16 protein-coding genes are annotated in these 12,704 nt (G+C 38.5%); 12 read left to right on the top strand and 4 right to left on the bottom strand.

Annotation, left to right across the window (positions count from 1 at the left end):
• Positions 1–511: 511 nt before the first annotated feature.
• The 4 genes from rpmH (at position 512) to jag (ending at position 2,748) form a co-directional block, all read left to right on the top strand.
• Positions 512–646, top strand: coding sequence for a 50S ribosomal protein L34 (gene rpmH, locus IGI71_RS17365; RefSeq protein ID WP_002356012.1), 135 nt, complete (start codon positions 512–514; stop codon positions 644–646).
• A 147-nt stretch (positions 647–793) separates the two neighbouring features.
• Complete coding sequence (rnpA, locus tag IGI71_RS17360; protein WP_015510644.1) at positions 794–1,129, top strand: ribonuclease P protein component; 336 nt, start codon at positions 794–796, stop codon at positions 1,127–1,129.
• Between the two features lie 18 nt (positions 1,130–1,147).
• The gene (locus IGI71_RS17355) at positions 1,148–1,972 is read left to right on the top strand and encodes a YidC/Oxa1 family membrane protein insertase (RefSeq protein ID WP_010748469.1); all 825 of its coding nucleotides are present in this window, start codon (positions 1,148–1,150) and stop codon (positions 1,970–1,972) included.
• Between the two features lie 17 nt (positions 1,973–1,989).
• Positions 1,990–2,748, top strand: a complete 759-nt coding sequence (jag, locus tag IGI71_RS17350) for an RNA-binding cell elongation regulator Jag/EloR (protein WP_430616018.1) — start codon at positions 1,990–1,992, stop codon at positions 2,746–2,748.
• A 202-nt stretch (positions 2,749–2,950) separates the two neighbouring features.
• On the opposite strand, the gene IGI71_RS17345 is transcribed toward jag, so the two are convergent.
• Positions 2,951–3,280 (bottom strand): heavy metal-binding domain-containing protein, encoded by a 330-nt coding sequence (locus IGI71_RS17345; RefSeq protein ID WP_005226284.1) that lies wholly within the window; start codon positions 3,278–3,280, stop codon positions 2,951–2,953.
• Positions 3,281–3,518: 238 nt separating this feature from the next.
• Between IGI71_RS17345 and mnmE the strand changes: the two genes are divergently transcribed.
• Complete coding sequence (gene mnmE, locus IGI71_RS17340; RefSeq protein ID WP_034859087.1) at positions 3,519–4,916, top strand: tRNA uridine-5-carboxymethylaminomethyl(34) synthesis GTPase MnmE; 1,398 nt, start codon at positions 3,519–3,521, stop codon at positions 4,914–4,916.
• Between the two features lie 33 nt (positions 4,917–4,949).
• Entirely contained in the window at positions 4,950–6,845 is a 1,896-nt protein-coding gene (mnmG, locus tag IGI71_RS17335; RefSeq protein ID WP_430616017.1) for a tRNA uridine-5-carboxymethylaminomethyl(34) synthesis enzyme MnmG, read from the top strand.
• A 76-nt stretch (positions 6,846–6,921) separates the two neighbouring features.
• On the opposite strand, the gene IGI71_RS17330 is transcribed toward mnmG, so the two are convergent.
• Both IGI71_RS17330 and IGI71_RS17325 read right to left on the bottom strand, forming a co-directional pair.
• Positions 6,922–8,085, bottom strand: a complete 1,164-nt coding sequence (locus IGI71_RS17330) for a site-specific integrase (RefSeq protein ID WP_142973392.1) — start codon at positions 8,083–8,085, stop codon at positions 6,922–6,924.
• A 100-nt stretch (positions 8,086–8,185) separates the two neighbouring features.
• Positions 8,186–8,785, bottom strand: a complete 600-nt coding sequence (locus IGI71_RS17325; RefSeq protein WP_142973391.1) for a helix-turn-helix domain-containing protein — start codon at positions 8,783–8,785, stop codon at positions 8,186–8,188.
• Between the two features lie 262 nt (positions 8,786–9,047).
• Here IGI71_RS17325 and IGI71_RS17320 point away from each other — a divergent pair, with 262 nt between their 5' ends.
• Positions 9,048–9,305, top strand: a complete 258-nt coding sequence (locus IGI71_RS17320) for a helix-turn-helix domain-containing protein (RefSeq protein ID WP_144316842.1) — start codon at positions 9,048–9,050, stop codon at positions 9,303–9,305.
• Between the two features lie 309 nt (positions 9,306–9,614).
• Positions 9,615–10,328 carry a hypothetical protein gene (locus IGI71_RS17315; protein WP_142973389.1) on the top strand — a complete coding sequence of 238 codons (714 nt, stop codon included), beginning with the start codon at positions 9,615–9,617 and terminating at the stop codon, positions 10,326–10,328.
• A gap of 23 nt (positions 10,329–10,351) precedes the next feature.
• Here IGI71_RS17315 and IGI71_RS17310 read toward each other — a convergent pair whose 3' ends face one another.
• Entirely contained in the window at positions 10,352–10,681 is a 330-nt protein-coding gene (locus IGI71_RS17310) for a helix-turn-helix domain-containing protein (RefSeq protein WP_123866806.1), read from the bottom strand.
• Positions 10,682–10,808: 127 nt separating this feature from the next.
• Between IGI71_RS17310 and IGI71_RS17305 the strand changes: the two genes are divergently transcribed.
• The 4 genes from IGI71_RS17305 (at position 10,809) to IGI71_RS17290 (ending at position 12,516) form a co-directional block, all read left to right on the top strand.
• The gene (locus tag IGI71_RS17305; RefSeq protein WP_142973656.1) at positions 10,809–11,021 is read left to right on the top strand and encodes a helix-turn-helix transcriptional regulator; all 213 of its coding nucleotides are present in this window, start codon (positions 10,809–10,811) and stop codon (positions 11,019–11,021) included.
• A gap of 25 nt (positions 11,022–11,046) precedes the next feature.
• Positions 11,047–11,412, top strand: coding sequence for a zinc ribbon domain-containing protein (locus IGI71_RS17300; protein ID WP_142973658.1), 366 nt, complete (start codon positions 11,047–11,049; stop codon positions 11,410–11,412).
• Between the two features lie 37 nt (positions 11,413–11,449).
• A complete protein-coding gene (locus IGI71_RS17295) occupies positions 11,450–11,776 on the top strand; it encodes a hypothetical protein (RefSeq protein WP_142973660.1) in 327 nt (108 codons plus the stop codon).
• A gap of 308 nt (positions 11,777–12,084) precedes the next feature.
• Entirely contained in the window at positions 12,085–12,516 is a 432-nt protein-coding gene (locus IGI71_RS17290; protein ID WP_142973662.1) for a hypothetical protein, read from the top strand.
• Positions 12,517–12,704: the final 188 nt, after the last annotated feature.

The raw sequence follows: 12,704 nt of genomic DNA, 5'->3' as shown, positions 1-12,704 counted from the left end.
AAATTGTCCTCCTATAACTAAGAATAGATATAACTAAAATAGCACGGATTGAAAAAGTTTTCCACAGATTACGATAAAAAAGGTTAGAAAAAAATACTTTTCCACAAAACGGGATAAAAGAAAAATGGAAATGCACATGTTCGAAATTCGACTATCCACAGGTAGAAAAAGAATGTGCATAACTATAAAAAAATCTCCTTTATCCACAGATCGCTGTGAAGATCACGCCTTGATAACACTAGGTTTTAGGGCAGTTATCAACAGTTAAAAAAGTGATTGTGGAAAACTTTTCTACAGGCTGTTTGTTTGTGGAAAAAGCCAAAATAACTCTGGGGAAAAAGTTATCCACAAAAATTGGCTATAAACAGCAAACCCACACAAATCAAAGGGATTGTGGATAAAGAATGCCTGATTTTGAGCAAACTTCTTATTGACAAACTAGTACTTGACTCGTTATACTATCAAAGTATGTCTGTGCGCATAAGCATTATCCTGATGGAGGTGGAAATAAATGAAAAGAACGTATCAACCAAATAAACGTAAACGTCAAAAAGTTCACGGATTCCGTAAACGTATGAGTACAAAAAATGGACGTCGTGTTTTAGCTAGCCGTCGTCGTAAAGGCAGAAAGGTTATTTCTGCGTAAGCCACTGAATGCCAGTGGTTTTTTTTTATGCCGTTTTTGCGGAATATAGTGTCTGACTTTTGGCAAATATGGTATTATTGACAGGTGAGTGGTTACGGATTCAATCCGTTTCGCGAAGCTTAATTGAAAGAAGTGAAGGAACCGAAGATGAGAAAATCCTATCGAGTAAAAACAGAGCAAGATTTTCAAAAAGTTTTTCAGGCAGGAAATTCTTTTGCAAATCGGAAGTTCGTGGTGTATGTCTTACCTAAAGAGCAATCACATTTTCGAGTTGGTTTGTCTGTAGGGAAAAAAGTCGGTAATGCAGTGAAGCGAAATGAGATCAAGCGCAAGATCCGTGCAAGTTTAACGGAAATGAAGCCGCGAATCGAACCAGCGGTCGATTTCATCGTGATCGCCCGTCCAAGTATTGCCACTTGTTCCTCAAAGGAAATCTACTCGAATTTAGAGCATGTCTTAAAACTTGCCAAAATTATTCATTAATGGAAAGGAATTAGTTACGTGAAAAAAGGGAAACGCGTCTTACTATTTTTGGGAGTTCTCTCATTAGTAGTTGTCTTATCTGCCTGCGGTGCAACAGGTGAAGTAAATGCACAAAGTACTGGTCTATGGGACCGTTACATCGTTTATTATTTTGCAGAGGCGATCAAAGCCCTCTCCTTCGGCAATGCCGGGATCGGGATCATCCTCTTTACATTGATCATTCGGGTCATTTTGATGCCGTTGATGCACTTCCAAACCAAAAGCATGCGCAAAACGCAAGAATTACAACCGAAGTTAAAAGCGCTGCAACAGCAATATGCGTCAAAAGATACAGAAACACAAAGCAAGTTAAAAGAAGAAACACAACGTTTGTATGCGGAAAACAATGTCAATCCTTATGCCGGCTGTCTACCATTATTGGTACAAATGCCGATTTTGATGGCCTTGTGGCAATCGATCTCACGGGTTCCTGCTCTGCAAGAAGGAAAATTCTTATGGCTGCAGCTGGGTGATCGTGACCCATACTTCATCTTGCCGATTTTAGCGGCGCTCTTTACTTTTGCAAGTACCTACTTATCAAGTATGAGCCAAGTGGAATCAAATGCGAGTCTGAAAATCATGAATTTCGCTATGCCGATGATGATCTTACTGATGGGGATCAACATTGCCAGCGGTCTTTCCTTGTACTGGGTCGTTTCCAATGCATTCCAAGTTGTGCAAACAATGATCTTAAATAACCCATTCAAGATTCGCCAAGAAAGAGAAGAAGCTGCCCGCAAAGAACGCGAGCGTGAACGTGCGCTGAAAAAAGCAATGAGTCCTAAAAAGAAACGGAAAAAATAAGAGGAGGTTGCACTGCAATGCCGATTTATGAAAATCTGACAGTAGCTGAAGCAATTCAAGAGGGATTGCAAGTCCTTGGTATCACCAAAGATCAAGCAATAATCGAAGTCCTGGATGAAGGAAAAAAAGGCTTCTTGGGTCTAGGAAAAAAACAAGCACGGGTCTCCATTGAAAAACGAATCGTTGAAGAACCGGCACCCGTTGAAGAAGTACCAGCAAAACCGCTGGTAGAACCAGATCCTGTGACGACAGAGGATGCAAGCAGTGTGATGGAAGCAGCAGCGAGCGAACCTGTTTTGCTGACGGATCTTTCAGATGAGGAAGCGCTGGCTCAGCTGGGACTCTATCTGACAAATATTTCAAAAGCATTGAATGCACCCGCCTTAGTAAAAACCGCTCGTCAAGACGGCGTGGTCGTCTTTCATTTAGAAACGCAAAAACAAGGCATTTTGATTGGGAAGCACGGCAAAACCTTGAATGCACTGCAATATTTGGCGCAAGTGTATATTCACCGCATCGCGAAAAACAAATTGTCGATTGTAGTGAATGTCGGAGATTACCGTGAAAAACGTCAAGCGATCTTAGAACGTTTGGCTAGCCGTACTGCTGAAAAAGTCAAACGAACAGGCCGCCCAGTCTTTTTAGAACCGATGCCGGCGTTTGAAAGAAAGCAGATCCATTCAGTTTTGAGTAAAGATGCGTATGTTCAAACTCATTCTGAAGGGGATGAACCGTATCGCTACTTAGTAGTGGAACCTGCGGACAAACGAATTTAATGAAAAAAGGGAAAGGCGGTCTGACAAGCCTTTCCCTTTTTTGATGGGAAAAAGCGATTGACAACAAATTTAAAACCAAGTATCCTTGACTAGAAATCATTCTTATCAAAGTCAACATACGTTACGTAGGTCAGCCTTTGGTATCAAAAAAGAGTCCGTATGCCGCGGACTCTTTTTTGTATTTCGTTGTTCAAAGGGGCAATTAGCCGCCAATGGTTGATTGAGTAAATTGAACCACCGTACCATAGGCAAAGATCTCAAGGTAGGTTTTGTCGCCTTCGACGATGCGGTCATGTTCGAAATGACAGTTGATCACTGCATTCGCTCCGTAGCTGTGGGCGGTTTCTTTTAAGCGATAGGTCACATCTGCCAACAGGTCGTTCAAATTCACAGATGTATCAAATAGATCTACTTCGATTTTGTCTGCCGCAAAGACGATATCCCGCACGACGTAAGGCCGATTCACGTTTCCTGTCGATAAAATGATTTCTTTAATGCGAGCAGCGCTGTTTGATGATTTGATGGTTTCCATAATAGATCCCTCTTTTCTTATTCTTTGCTTTTATTTTAAAGGTTTTTGCGGACAGATGCAAAATTTAAAAGTTTTTGAAGGAAGCTTGCGACTCACGCAAAAATGTGCTAATCTATTTCCAGAATTTAATTGACAAGCAGTCAAAGTGCTAAGTCTACTCGTTTTTATTGATTTTCAATCAATTTGACGGGTGGAGTGGGCACTTTTTTTATGTGAAAAAATAGGAGGAGCATGCAACATGGCGAATATTACGCAAGAATTTGATACGATTGCCGCAATTTCCACCCCGCCAGGTGAAGGGGCCATCAGTATTGTGCGATTAAGCGGGGAAGAAGCGATCGCAATTGCGGATCGGATTTTTCAAGCAGGCACTAAAACCCTCGCCCAAGTCCCTAGTCATACGATCCATTATGGTCATATCGTGGACCCAGAAGAAAACCGTTTGATGGATGAAGTGATGCTTTCAGTGATGAAAAAGCCGCGGACCTTTACCCGAGAAGATGTCGTTGAGATCAACTGTCACGGCGGGATCGTTGTCGTCAATCAACTCTTGCAGCTGGTTTTACGACAAGGCGCACGGTTGGCTGAGCCGGGGGAATTCACGAAGCGGGCCTTTTTAAATGGACGGGTTGATCTTTCTCAAGCCGAGGCGGTGATGGACCTGATTCGTGCTAAGACCGATAAGGCGATGAATCTCGCTGTCAATCAGCTGGATGGCAATCTTTCCCACTTGATTCGGACCTTACGCCAAGAAATCTTAGAGACGTTGGCGCAAGTTGAAGTGAATATCGATTACCCTGAATACGATGATGTGGAAGAATTGACGACCCGCTTATTGTTAGAAAAGGCCACGATGGTCAAAGGGCAGATCCAAGCCTTATTAGCAACTGCCCAACAAGGAAAAATTTTGCGAGAAGGTTTGAGTACTGCGATCATCGGTCGGCCGAATGTCGGTAAATCCAGCTTATTGAACCATTTATTAAGGGAAGAAAAAGCCATCGTGACAGACATTGCTGGTACGACTCGAGATGTCATTGAAGAGTATGTCAATGTTCGCGGGGTACCGTTGAAACTGATCGATACGGCTGGTATCCGCGAAACAGAAGATGTCGTTGAGAAAATCGGAGTCGAACGCAGCCGCAAAGCATTGGCAGAAGCGGAGTTGATTTTGCTGGTTCTCAACCAAAGCGAAGGATTGACCCAGGAAGACAAACAATTGCTGGAGCTGACTGCTGGCAGCCGTCGGATCATCTTATTGAATAAGACCGACCTTGAGCCAAAATTAGCACCCGCTGAGCTAGCACAGTACGCAGCAGATGAACCGATTTTTTCTGTCTCTGTGTTGACCAACGAAGGCTTAGATCAACTGGAACAAGCCATTGCCGATCTATTCTTTGGGGGCAAAACCACCGATAAGGATGCTTCCTATCTTTCTAACACTCGCCACATTGCCTTATTAGAAAATGCCGTTCAGTCGTTGTCTGAGGTCATCCAAGGGATCGAAGCAGGAATGCCTGTCGACTTGGTTCAAATCGATATGACACGCTGCTGGGACTATCTAGGGGAAGTTGTCGGCGACAGTGTCCAAGATGAGTTGATCACCCAATTGTTCAGTCAGTTTTGTTTAGGAAAATAAAGAATGCGCCACTGGCGTAAAAAGGAGAACACCATGCAAGAATATCAAGCAGAAAGTTATGACGTGATCGTTGTTGGTGCCGGCCATGCCGGATCAGAAGCTGCCTTAGCAGCCAGCCGAATGGGAGCAAAAACCCTCTTGCTGACCATCAACTTAGACATGGTCGCATTCATGCCTTGTAATCCCTCCGTCGGCGGACCAGCAAAAGGCGTCGTGGTGCGCGAAATCGATGCTTTAGGCGGAGAAATGGGCAAAAATATCGACAAAACCTACATCCAAATGCGGATGCTCAATACAGGAAAAGGTCCCGCTGTGCGGGCCTTGCGGGCGCAAGCCGATAAACATGCCTATGCGGCTGAAATGAAACGAACGATCGAAAAAGAAGCCAATCTGACACTGCGCCAAGGAATCGTTGAAAAGCTGATCGTTGAAGAAGGCGAATGCCGTGGCGTCGTGACCTCTACAGGCGCTCGTTACCAAGCCCAAGCTGTAGTGATCACTGCGGGAACAGCGTTGCGAGGAGAGATCATCATTGGAGAGTTGAAGTATTCTTCTGGACCAAACAACTCCCAGCCATCGATTGGACTAGCCGATCATTTGAAAGAGCTTGGCCTAGAGATCGCTCGTTTTAAAACGGGTACACCACCGCGGGTGAAATCCAGCACCATCAACTATGAGGCAACGGAGATCCAGCCTGGCGATGAACAACCGAATCACTTTAGTTACAGCACACCCGATGAAGCCTACAATCAAAACCAAGAACCTTGCTGGTTGACCTATACGAACGAAGGGACGCACCAAATCATCAACCAGAATTTACACCGGGCGCCGATGTTTACAGGGATCGTCGAAGGAGTAGGTGCCCGTTATTGCCCATCTATCGAAGACAAAATCGTGCGTTTTGCAGACAAATCTCGTCACCAACTGTTCTTGGAACCAGAAGGGTTGAACACCGAAGAAGTGTATGTTCAAGGGCTTTCTACTTCTATGCCAGAAGATGTCCAAGTCCAAATGCTGCATTCCATCGCAGGTTTAGAAAAAGCGGAAATGATGCGGACGGGCTACGCCATTGAATATGATGTCGTGGTGCCTCATCAATTGCGTCCAACATTAGAAACCAAAGTCATCGAAAACCTCTTTACGGCAGGACAAACCAACGGAACCAGCGGCTATGAAGAAGCGGCCGGTCAAGGCTTGATTGCAGGCATCAATGCCGCTTTGAAAATTCAAGGCAAAGAACCCTTCATTATGAAACGCAGCGACGGTTATATCGGTGTGATGATCGATGATTTGGTGACCAAAGGAACCAATGAACCTTACCGCTTATTGACCTCTCGTGCCGAATACCGCTTATTGCTGCGTCATGATAATGCGGATCTGCGTTTGACCGAAGTGGGACATCAAATCGGGCTCGTCCCAGAAGCACAATACGAAGCGTATGTAGCGAAAAAAGAAGCTGTTGAAGCAGAAATTAAACGTTTATCTAAGATCCGCATCAAACCAACGCCAGAAGTACAAGCGTATTTGACTGCTAAAGGGACGGCAACCTTGAAAGATGGCGTTTTAGCAAATGAATTCTTGCGTCGGCCTGAAGTGACGTATGCCGAAATGCTGCAATTTATCGAAGCCAATGAAGCATTGAAGCCAAAAGAGATCGAACAAGTCGAGATCCAAATCAAATACGAAGGCTATATCAAAAAAGCTCTCGAAAAAGTGGAGAAACTCAAACGGATGGAAGCCAAACGCATTCCTGAAAACATCGACTATGCCGTTATCAATGGCTTGGCAACAGAAGCCAAACAAAAACTGCAAAAAATCCAACCCGAAACCATCGCCCAAGCGAGCCGTATCAGCGGAGTAAACCCAGCTGATATCAGTATTTTGATGGTGTATATCGAACAAGGGAAGATTGCAAAAGTCGAAGCTTAAAGGATTGATATTAAAGGATTAAGGGGTAAAAAGGTATCCTCATAATATCCTCTGACCCCGTTTTTGACCTCGCTTATCATCCGTTCATGTAAGAATCAAATAATTCGACTGTTTCATTTTGCCGATTTTTTGATACTTTAATATAAATGTCCATGGTTGTTTTAGAAGAAGAATGTCCTAGCCTATCTTGTACATCTTTTACTTGAGCACCTGCTTCAAAGAGAAGGGTAGCATGAGTCTTTCTGAAGCCATGGACTTTGATTATCTTCATATCTGGGAACTTCCGTGCTACTTTATCCATGACATGGTTAGGGTAGCCTTTGTAAAGGAAGTCCCTTTTTTTATTCCCTTTTATAGTGCTGATTACAGGTATATCATCTATATTATCTATCCGAATCCCCCTAGAAAGGTTCTTTTTTGTTACAGAACGTTTCCATTTTTTTAGAATACGTGAGGTTCCGTTATCAATTGAAATTACTCTCTTTGATTTGTCTGTTTTTGTAGGATTAATACATAGAGAGCCATCGGATAGTTCTACTAACGTTTTGTTGAAACGGATAGTTTGATTATCGAAATCTATGTCTCTCCATGTCAGCCCGAGTATTTCTCCTTTTCGTGCCCCTGTATAAGAAGCTATTCTAAAGAATACTAAAGCACGCTCATCTTTTAACTTATGCAAACATTCAAAAAACAGATGTAGCTCCTCTTTTGAATAGACTTCCTCTTTGATTTCAGTAGAATTACTAATTGATTTAGGTGTAATTGTCCTCTCCATGGGATTGTTATCAATCACACCCAAAAGTACGCCATAGTTGAAAACTTGTGATGCGTAACTTCTAATTTTTTGAAAAGATTGATATTTTGTAGCCCAATCTGTTAGTATTTTTTGACATATAGAAGGAGTGATAGAGTCCAGTTTCATTTTTCCAAATGAAGGGAGTATTTGGTTAGTAAAGTAATTTCTTACCCGTTGCTCAGTTGTATTTCGGATGTTAAGGGTATGCTGACTCATCCACAGATTATATAGTTCTCTGTATGTCCGCACGGAGTTATTATTTACTCCTTTGGATTCGATTTCTAATTGTAATCTAGCTAAATCTAAGCAAGCTTCCTTTTTTGTTTTAAAACCTCTACGTGTTGTCCGTCTTTCTTTTCCAGTTATGGGATCTTTGCCCATGTAAAGCTTGTAGAACCACGCTGTTGTACCATCACTTTTCTTATATTGTTTCAGTATTGCCATTGATAAAACCTCCTTACAGAAGCCGTACAAGCCCGCTGAGAGCTCATAGGCTAATTTCCATCGCATTCCCCCTTTCTTTTAAACAAATTACCAGATGTACTCATTTTTGTATTTTATTACTTAGATATTTTATTAACAATTTCAATTCATCAATCGTTAGTTCGTTTTTTTCAATATCAATTAATAAATTCTCTACTTTCGGCGGAAGAGTTTTGACAAATAGATTTATTTTTAAGCTGTTCTCCGTATGCATCAAGAATAAATCTATAATATTAGCTATATCAAAATAATCAAAATTTAAACGTTTGGTATCCTCGATTACGTTTTTTATAATTAAACTCTTTTTTTCCTCGGACACAGATTCATAGAAACTGAATAGCTCATATTTTTGAGAATATTTCAATTTATTTTTCACCTTGGAATACAGAAAGGACTCGGTTGTAAACAATGAAACGAGGTATTTCTCAAAATTTCCGTAGACAATATATTCAACTGTTGTTTTACCTAGTATAGCAATCAGCTCAAGACTACCATTATTAGGTAGCCTTTTTCCTTTTTCCCAATTAAAAACGGCGGCTTTTGTTGTGCCATTAATTAGCTGTCCGAATTGTTCCATTGTACAGTTAAAACTTTCACGAATAGTTTTAATTCTTTTCCCAACTACTGTGGGATCATAAAAATCGTATTTTTTATAATTCATTATTATCACCTGTTTTAATAATACTATTTTGTGTTTACTTAGTAAACACTTTTTATTGACTTATTCTTGTAAATGTTTTTTAATAGTGTTGTAAAAAAGAGTTTTCACGGGTTGGGGAATTTTTTTTAGGGTTATTGACTTTTGTCAATAACCCTTTTTAAAGGCTTTTTATTAGTGTTATTCAACCTTTTTTATGTTGATATTCTATTCATTTACATATATGATTCGGTGTATAAATTTTGTTTTTTAGGAGGCTTTGAAAATGAAAATAGAGGTAAACACTGAAAGGGTATTTGAGGAATTCAAGTCAGAGTTGAGAAGTGAAATAAAGTTGATAACTGAAATAAATAGGTTTGGAGATTATCTCACTACATCGCAGACAAAAGAATATTTAGGAGATATTTCCACAAACACGTTGGCTAAATTACGTAAACAAGGATTAAAACGAGTTACTATTGATGGTCTGTGTCTATACAAGAAAGCAGACATTGTTGAGTTCTTAGATGAGCATAAGTATTGATTCACTTAACTTAAATAAAATTAATTATTTCTTAATACTGAGTAGTCTTGGCAAAAGGCATAATTAGGGCTTTAAGACCTTGGGGCTACTCGCCCCAAACCCGAGCAATCTTTCAGATTGACCGAGGAAGGGGGCTTTGCCCCCTCCCGAGGATAGTTACTTTGCTAATTATAAAAATGAATTTATGATCAGTTATTAAAAGAAAAATACTTTATATTCATATAGACATCGGATAACAAAATAATTAATCATCTTCTCACAGTTATTAGGGGCGCAAAAACAAAAAAACGGACAATGAGGTCATAGAAAATGAAAAAAAATAGTCTTGAGATACAAAATTTCGATATTATCAACTGGAAAATTAAAAGTACCGAAAAAGGAAAATGGACGCTTAAAAACCTTTTTTCAATTTTATCACCGTATCATATTTGGGATAAAAGGACTATAAAAGATGAATTTGCTTACAGTATTCTTTTTGAATTGAGTAATGGCAAAAAACGATTTACTACTGCGGGGAATGATATTTCGTATGAGGAGTACCTTCTGTCGGATTGTTCAGAAAGTTCTTACGAAATAATTAAAATATTATCCAATGCACGACGGGTGACGATTGATAGATTTTTCGAGAAGGAACTCAATAGGAAAAGAAGAATGGATAAAGATCGTAAAATTGAGTTTGAAAAGAAGTACGGTAAACTATCCAATGATGAAAAGCAATTTATCAAAAAAAATCGGTTATCTGAGATAAATAGATATAAGAACAAGTACGAGATAGGGGATTTATCAGACAATGTCTCGTACGGTGGGTTATCGGAAAATGTGTCTATTCACCAAAGAAATATGGAAATAATGGATGAACTTATTCAGAGGCTAAAAAATACAGAGTTAGTATTTTTAATAGAAATAATGATGATGGAACCAGAGGTAATTTCAAAAAAGCAAGGTATAAAAACAGAATCTGTTAACAGAAAAATCATCCGATTGCGCGAAAAAGTGCTTAGTATTATCGATGAAAGTGGCTAAACCATTCAATAATAGGGGATTTATCAGATAAAGTTATTTCGCTCAATTTCTTGTTTTTTTAGTAGTCTCATATAAGAGATAGTGTTTTCTCTGTCCCGGGGATTAAGAGAGCGATATAAGGTTAAGAAGTCTTCCTCTGTCTCAACTATTTCTTTGTCTATAAAATGGCTTACGGGTACTCCTAATGCTTTAGAAAGGGCAGTTAAACTTTCTAAATTGGGTTCAGTTATAGAATTTTCCCACCGTGCAACAGCTTGTTGTGTAGAGAATATTTTTTCAGCTAGTTCTTTTTGTGTCCATCCCAAAGCTTTTCTTTTCTCTCTAATCATTTTTGCATATAGTTTTTGTTCCAAAATAACACCTCCGTTCATAATAGAATACAACAACTTGTTGTAAAGGTGTCGTTTTAAGATGTTTTATACTTTATTAGAGTTGAAATACATCATTGTGTTGTTTATAATGGATGCAAGGAGTGGGATCATGAAAAAAATAAGTAACCTTAGCCGATACAGACAAGAGAAAGGATTTTCTCAAATTGAGTTAGCAAAAAAAATGCATGTAACACAACAATGTATAAGTTCATGGCAAACCGGGAGAACTATTCCTAAACCTTACCAAATGAAAATTCTTTCTGAAATTTTAGACATACCTATAAATGAGTTGTTTTACGAGAAATTTAATAGAGTCGATTAATCAATCTATAATCAGGAGGATGAGTATGTATTGCAAAAAGTGTGGTAAAGAGATAGCGGATGAAAGTAAATATTGTCAGTTTTGTGGGACATCTCAGAGAATGAACCACTTAGCAGTGTCAGAGGTTGAAAAGAAGAATACTGATCAGATTTTCATTGAAGTAAAAGAGCATATTGATAAAGGGAAAGAGACAGGGAAATTATATTTGATTATTGGATGGATTTCTATGTTGATTTCATTACTATTTATTCCTGTAGCGTTTGGGGCTGTTTCTGTTATTATGGGATATCTTTATCGAGATACGGATGAAAAAATGGGAACTGTTTTGATGATAGCAGGTATAGCAGGTGCTATTCTAGGGGTTCTTTTGGGTATGTCAGCGAATTATTAGTAAGAAGTAAACCTTTGAAAAATTAGGAGACTGAATATTGAATAAAATAAATAGAAATAAAAGTTTTATTATCATAGGAGTTGTTTTCCTAGCTGTTATAATGATTATTTTTTATAAAAGAACGGATTCGTCCGGACTTGAAAAAACGTCTGCACCATTAGTAACTCAAATTCTTCAAGAGCAGTATGGAATAAATCATTATTGTGATGATGTTACAATAATCAAGAATAATGGAGATAATACTTATCTAGCTAAAGCTACACTGGGGAACGGGAGTGTTATCAATGTGAAAATTGAGTATTATCCAAAGAAAGACCGGGTATATGTAGAAGTACCATATACTGAGGTATTATTGTTAAATTAATATATGATTTACCCCCACCCCCTTAAAAATTAACCGTATTTTAGGAGATACCTTCAGAAAGAAAATTCTAGCTGGAGGTTCTTTTATTAAGTGATTTTAGTCCGACTATATTAAATACTATATGAAATGAAACAGAATATTTCTGATGAAAATTGATATGGTAGGATTTAACAGTTTCAGATACCTAAATATCATTTATGATTTTTTTTAAAAAATAGTGTCTTTTTAGTCACAAGATAGTGTGTTTTTTTAGCAAAAAATGCTGTTTCATTTATTTTATATATATCTGAAATCAGGAGGTTGAGATAATGAATTTATTCATGAATTCTAAAATAATAATTTCAAAGTATAAAAAAAGTTCTCTGATGATCATTATATTATTATCTGCTTTGATTTTTGGGGGAGTCCGAAATAACAAGGGCTTTGAGGGGTACTATAATGGTATGGATGAGCAAGGTGACAGTATTTATATTGAAATTACAAAAGATAGATTGAAGTTATTGCAAGGAAATCAGTTAACCGAGCATGCTTATACTATTGAAGATATTAAAACAGAAGAAGGAAAATATGTTAACACATCTCTAAATGTCAGTGATAACGGTACTATGATTTCTTTTGGAGAAGCTAAAGATACAGAAGAAAACTATGTCATGTTACTATCAAGAGACGGTGGAAATACATTAAATATAGTGCGATTTAAGAAAGTTGAAAAAAGAGTAAGTCCTATTGGAGAATACTAATTAATTAGCATTTTGTTTACTATATATTTCTCTTAATTAAGGTAAATATTTTTAAAGGATAGGAATTACTTTTTTATTTAGGGTGATTGCTTTAGTCGGAGAGGGTTCACATCAAGCATTTAAGGATATATTAGATATCTAATAGAGTTTAGTTAGGTCAAAATTGAAAATAAAAAAATAGAACAAAT

It is taken from the genome of Enterococcus sp. DIV1279b, from assembly GCF_050531515.1.
GTDB classification, from domain to species: domain Bacteria; phylum Bacillota; class Bacilli; order Lactobacillales; family Enterococcaceae; genus Enterococcus_D; species Enterococcus_D casseliflavus.
The sequence above is the reverse complement of the archived record's forward strand: the minus strand, read 5'-3'. Positions and strand labels throughout refer to the sequence as shown.

Coding starts and splice junctions, on each gene's coding strand:
- rpmH (WP_002356012.1), top strand. CDS start 512: ATGAAAAGAACGTATCAACCAAATAAACGTAAACGTCAAAAAGTTCAC.
- rnpA (WP_015510644.1), top strand. CDS start 794: ATGAGAAAATCCTATCGAGTAAAAACAGAGCAAGATTTTCAAAAAGTT.
- jag (WP_430616018.1), top strand. CDS start 1,990: ATGCCGATTTATGAAAATCTGACAGTAGCTGAAGCAATTCAAGAGGGA.
- IGI71_RS17345 (WP_005226284.1), bottom strand. CDS start 3,280: ATGGAAACCATCAAATCATCAAACAGCGCTGCTCGCATTAAAGAAATC.
- mnmE (WP_034859087.1), top strand. CDS start 3,519: ATGGCGAATATTACGCAAGAATTTGATACGATTGCCGCAATTTCCACC.
- mnmG (WP_430616017.1), top strand. CDS start 4,950: ATGCAAGAATATCAAGCAGAAAGTTATGACGTGATCGTTGTTGGTGCC.
- IGI71_RS17330 (WP_142973392.1), bottom strand. CDS start 8,085: ATGGCAATACTGAAACAATATAAGAAAAGTGATGGTACAACAGCGTGG.
- IGI71_RS17325 (WP_142973391.1), bottom strand. CDS start 8,785: ATGAATTATAAAAAATACGATTTTTATGATCCCACAGTAGTTGGGAAA.
- IGI71_RS17320 (WP_144316842.1), top strand. CDS start 9,048: ATGAAAATAGAGGTAAACACTGAAAGGGTATTTGAGGAATTCAAGTCA.
- IGI71_RS17315 (WP_142973389.1), top strand. CDS start 9,615: ATGAAAAAAAATAGTCTTGAGATACAAAATTTCGATATTATCAACTGG.
- IGI71_RS17305 (WP_142973656.1), top strand. CDS start 10,809: ATGAAAAAAATAAGTAACCTTAGCCGATACAGACAAGAGAAAGGATTT.
- IGI71_RS17300 (WP_142973658.1), top strand. CDS start 11,047: ATGTATTGCAAAAAGTGTGGTAAAGAGATAGCGGATGAAAGTAAATAT.
- IGI71_RS17290 (WP_142973662.1), top strand. CDS start 12,085: ATGAATTTATTCATGAATTCTAAAATAATAATTTCAAAGTATAAAAAA.